General features: G+C 56.6%; 2 protein-coding genes and 2 pseudogenes. 1 reads left to right on the forward strand and 3 read right to left on the reverse strand.

What is annotated here, in order from left to right:
* Positions 1 to 650: 650 nt before the first annotated feature.
* From VMA74_RS10265 to VMA74_RS10275, 3 genes and pseudogenes are all read right to left on the reverse strand, one after another.
* A complete protein-coding gene (locus VMA74_RS10265) occupies positions 651 to 1,949 on the reverse strand; it encodes a CheR family methyltransferase (RefSeq protein WP_325366666.1) in 1,299 nt (432 codons plus the stop codon).
* Between the two features lie 459 nt (positions 1,950 to 2,408).
* Positions 2,409 to 2,651, reverse strand: a pseudogene (locus tag VMA74_RS10270) (transposase); the annotation flags it as partial.
* A 181-nt stretch (positions 2,652 to 2,832) separates the two neighbouring features.
* The gene (locus VMA74_RS10275; protein ID WP_325366667.1) at positions 2,833 to 3,672 is read right to left on the reverse strand and encodes a sugar phosphate nucleotidyltransferase; all 840 of its coding nucleotides are present in this window, start codon (positions 3,670 to 3,672) and stop codon (positions 2,833 to 2,835) included.
* Between the two features lie 235 nt (positions 3,673 to 3,907).
* On the opposite strand from VMA74_RS10275, the pseudogene VMA74_RS10280 reads away from it, so the two are divergent.
* A pseudogene (locus VMA74_RS10280) lies at positions 3,908 to 4,291 on the forward strand (IS110 family transposase); the annotation flags it as partial.

Below are 4,291 nucleotides of genomic sequence, written 5' to 3' on the forward strand. Positions count from 1 at the left end.
TCACATTAGTGCTCGTCCGCGCCGCGTCGAGGTAATCATGCGTGGCGAGCGTCGCGCGCGCAAGCATGGGATCAGCCCCGGCCGGCTTGCATGGCTGGCGTCACCAGTTGCTGACCAACCGCCCAGATTGTCGCCGCGCAGGCAGGCTTCTCGGCCTCGGGCTGATGAGTGAGCCGCCCGTGTCGCCACACCGATTGTGCCACGGTCTGACCTGGTCGAGCGAGTGAAGCGTGCGCCCCGAAATGGCGGGCTGAGCATGGTTGGCCCGGTCCGTCATTTCCTTCCACCGTCGGACGATCTGGCTGCCTTGCAGCGGACGCTGCGTGCGGCACTGGCCGAGATCGAACGCCAGCGGCCAATTATCGCGGCGCTGCAGCGCAGCCGCTTCGGCGGCAGCTCGGCGACGAGGCGACGTCGCAGACCTGAGGCAGTGGTGGCCGAACCATCCGCGCCGCTGGATGATGGCGGGCTGGAGATGAACACCAACACCGTCGAACGTAGCTCTTGGTGCAAGGCTGCATTGTTTGCCAGCGCCGAACAGCGGCGCACGCAGAGCCTTGCTCGATTACCACGAATTTTATTCTGCTTTAGATCCTTCATCGCGCCTTTGGCAAGCGGGTTTGTCCAGGGCCGGCAGCGAGGTTTTCGTTTCAGTCGGCGGCGCCTATTTGAAATGCAGCGGCATAGCGACGTGTCCAGTCACTTCGTGCAGTGTTCAATGGTTCCAATGCACCATAGTGGCAAGGCCAGAGGCGTCTCATGCATGGATCTCCTTCGTGGATCTCCTCAAGCAATTCCTGCATTGGGCGCCATCCCAAATTGCCCGCGACTTTCGCGCGAACGTCCAAGTCGATTCCGGACACCAGCAGATATCCGCCTGGGGTCACCAATTGGGCTATATTGCGCAAACACATCTCGGCGGTAAAAGGCTGCATATGACACAGAAAATTGCTGGCGATCACGATATCCTGCGGTCCCAAAACGTCTTTTATTGCCGCTTCTCCCACGTCGGCGACATGCCATTCAATTCCTTCCCTGAGCCAGGGTCTGACGGTCATTGCATTCCCGCTTCTCTGAAAAATCTCCTTGATCTCACAATTTGACATACGTTCGAGAATGCTTGTTTCTCCTACCTGTGTCGGTTCAAGGTGATACACTCCCGCTCTGGCAATCTCTATAGCCTCGCTAGAGATGTCGACCGCACGCAATGTCAATTTCAAATCCGGCCTTGCGGACCGGATTTTCCATGCCACAGAATAGACCTCGGCTCCGGTGCTGCAGCCGAGCACCGCCACTCTTAACCCGTCGATGTTGAGGGATCGCCAGGCTAGACGCTGGATCAGTTCAAGCATCGGCCGGTTGCGAAGGAAGAATGTGCTGCACGCCTGTGCCCGATCACCCCGCAAGCGGGCGAGCTTATGTAAGAACCTTCCATAAGACGTCATCAGTTCGGAAGATGTAAATCGTAGAGGAAGGTTATTCCGTAACTGTTGGTTGAGCCTTAAATATGCGCCAACTGGCGATTTTCCAAAAACTCTGAGCTGCATCAGTCGTGCGGGCCATGACCGATTATTCGGCACGCAAGTCGGCTCAGCTACCACCACATCAGGATTCCACTTGGTAAATCTGTCGTTGCCAACAAACCAGCGTGGCCTTGCAAAGACTATAACTATCATCTCGCCCGAGTAGGAGTATTCTACTCTCGGCGGAACTTCCACGAGCATGCCCGGCTCGACATCGTACCTGTGGCCGCCTATAGAGAAATAGCCGCTCCCCGACAGAATATAGTAGGTCCGAGCAATTCTCTTGCTCACCATAAAAGTATCGTGCCCCATCTTAACCTTGACGTAGTAGACGTCAAGGTCCTGCTTCAGTGGTCCGAAGGAATATCCTGATAGACCCCTGTCCTTGAACGATGGCCAGGCTGGGAGAGAGTATATGTATTGCATCGCTTTTTTCGACTGTTGCCGCACGTGGAAAATAGATGCTGCCGCTTTACAGTAAACCCTGGAACGCCGTGTATCGAGCCGGGCTCGCCGGGTGGAGGCTCATCTTCCTGACCTCTGGGCTAGAAATCCGGCCCTACCGCCGACTGGCGGATCTTCACATGCAGATTCTCGATCTCGCGTTCGCGCCAGTCCCTTGGCGTCCCGGTCGCGCGGTTCGAGCGCGCCCACGCCACCTGCTCCTGTAGCTGCGCGCCTCCACGCATAGAAGTGGTTCGGAAGTACGTCGTAGCGCTTCGCCAGGTCTCGTTTCTTCCCGCAGCGCTGTTTTCGCCTTTGGTACTGGGTCGATCCGTCGCCTTCGCTCGCTCATGGTCCGCTCCGTCCACCAAACGGAACGGCCGACCTCGCCAGTCCCAAATCCCGGGGTCCACTTCACTGCCGCTTTTGGCACGTGCTGCCCTTCATGACGGCGTTATCCAGCAATGCTTCAGCCAGCAGCCGCCTTAGGTTGCGGTTCTCTTGCTCGAGCTGCTTTAGCCGCTTGGAATTCGTCACGCTGAGCCCGCCATATCTCGCCTTCCATCCATAAAAGGTCGGCGCCGAAATGCCATGCTTGGCGCACACCTCCGCCGTCCTCATTCCTGCTTCCTGCTCCTGCAGAATCTCGATGATCTGTTCCTCTGTGAACCGGCTCTTTCTCACGTCGGCTCCTCTATCGGCGCCACTCGATCAACGAACCCATACCTGCCGTTATTTGGGCCAGCAGCTGACAAAGTCCGCAAGGATGGACCAATCCGGATCTGCAACCGACTTTGGCCATTGGAACCTTAATCCAGGGGGTCGGTGCAGCGGGTGGACAAATTACTTACGAACCCATACGAACTCAGGTCTTGCTGTCCACTAGGTTATGTTCACGGCCGAGCTGCATACCCCTTGTCTTCTCGCCCGTTCTTCTCCAAACCTCCCACGGAGGATTGCCGGCCTCGTACAGGTTGTCTAGAAGCTGCTTGTCTTTGAACGTGTCCATGGCGGCGAAAAATCCATCATGCTCGTATGAGGCTAATTGCCTCTCCCGGATCAAGCGCCGGAACGGTTCTATCACCAGCTCGTCGCCTGGTCGGAAATAGTTGAAGATCTCCCTCTTTAGGACAAAAAAGCCCGCATTGATCCGTATGCCGCTGTGTGCCACCTCATCAATGCCGGTGACAAGCCCGGTATCATCTGTGCGCGTTATATGGTAGCTCAAGCTAGGTTTGACACTCACGAAAGTTGCTACCTTGTTGTGCTCGCGCGCGTACTCCAGATATTGATTAAAATTCAGATCTGTGAGCCCGTCTGAGTAGTTAGCTAGGAATACTGCATCGTCTCCAAGGTACTTTTGAACCGCCACAAGACGCTCTCCAATGTTTGCGCGAAACCCCGTTTCGGCAAATGTGATATGCCAATCGTCGATGTCACTGTTAACGAGATCTAGGCTCTTGCCTCCGTTCGAGAGGACGAAGTCGTTTGATACACACTCATTATAGTCCAGAAAGTACTGCTTTATTAAGTCGCCTCGATAGCCAAGGCAGAGGATAAAGTCCCGATGACCAAAGTGAGCGAAATACTTCATCACGTGCCAGATAATGGGCCGGTAGCCGATGGGTGCCATAGGTTTTGGAATGTGATCGGCGTAGTCACGCAGCCGCAACCCCAAACCGCCACAAAACAGAACTACCTTCATGCTGACCTCCGTCCGATTCATGCACACGTGGGCCGTGAGCGCAGAAACCTGGTCATCCTTGTGAGATATTTCTCACTAGTTTCGGCCGCCGGCCACAGGGCATATCTAATTGGTACATCCACAACCTGTCGCGCGGGAGCATTGGAGTCGATGCAGTGGACGGCCGCTACTGAACGGCGTCGAATGCCTCACATGGTGGTCGTTGGATTACGCCAGAAAAGAGGAGCTGCCCACCATGCCGGCTACCACGATTGGTTTTGATCTCGCCAAGCGCGTCTTCTAGGTTCACGGCGCAGACGCCGGCGGCCGGGGCGTCGTGCGGCGCAAGCTTCAGCGGGAGGAGGTTGGCACCCTTTTTGCTGCTCTTCCACGATGCCTCGTGAGCCTTGAGGAGTGCGCGACGGCGCATCACGTTTGGGCATCAGGCGCAGCTGATCCCGCCGTCCTACGTCAAGCCATATGTTCGTCGCAGCAAGACAGATGTTGCGGACGCCGCGGCGATTTGTGAAGCCGTTGGCGGCCGAGCATGCGCTTCGTGCCGGTGAAGTCGGCGGCTCGACAAGCCGCACTCGTGCATCATCGCGTGCGCACCCTGCTGGTGCGGCCACGTACCATGTCA

Source organism: Dyella sp., from assembly GCF_035508675.1.
Classification (GTDB): domain Bacteria; phylum Pseudomonadota; class Gammaproteobacteria; order Xanthomonadales; family Rhodanobacteraceae; genus Dyella_B.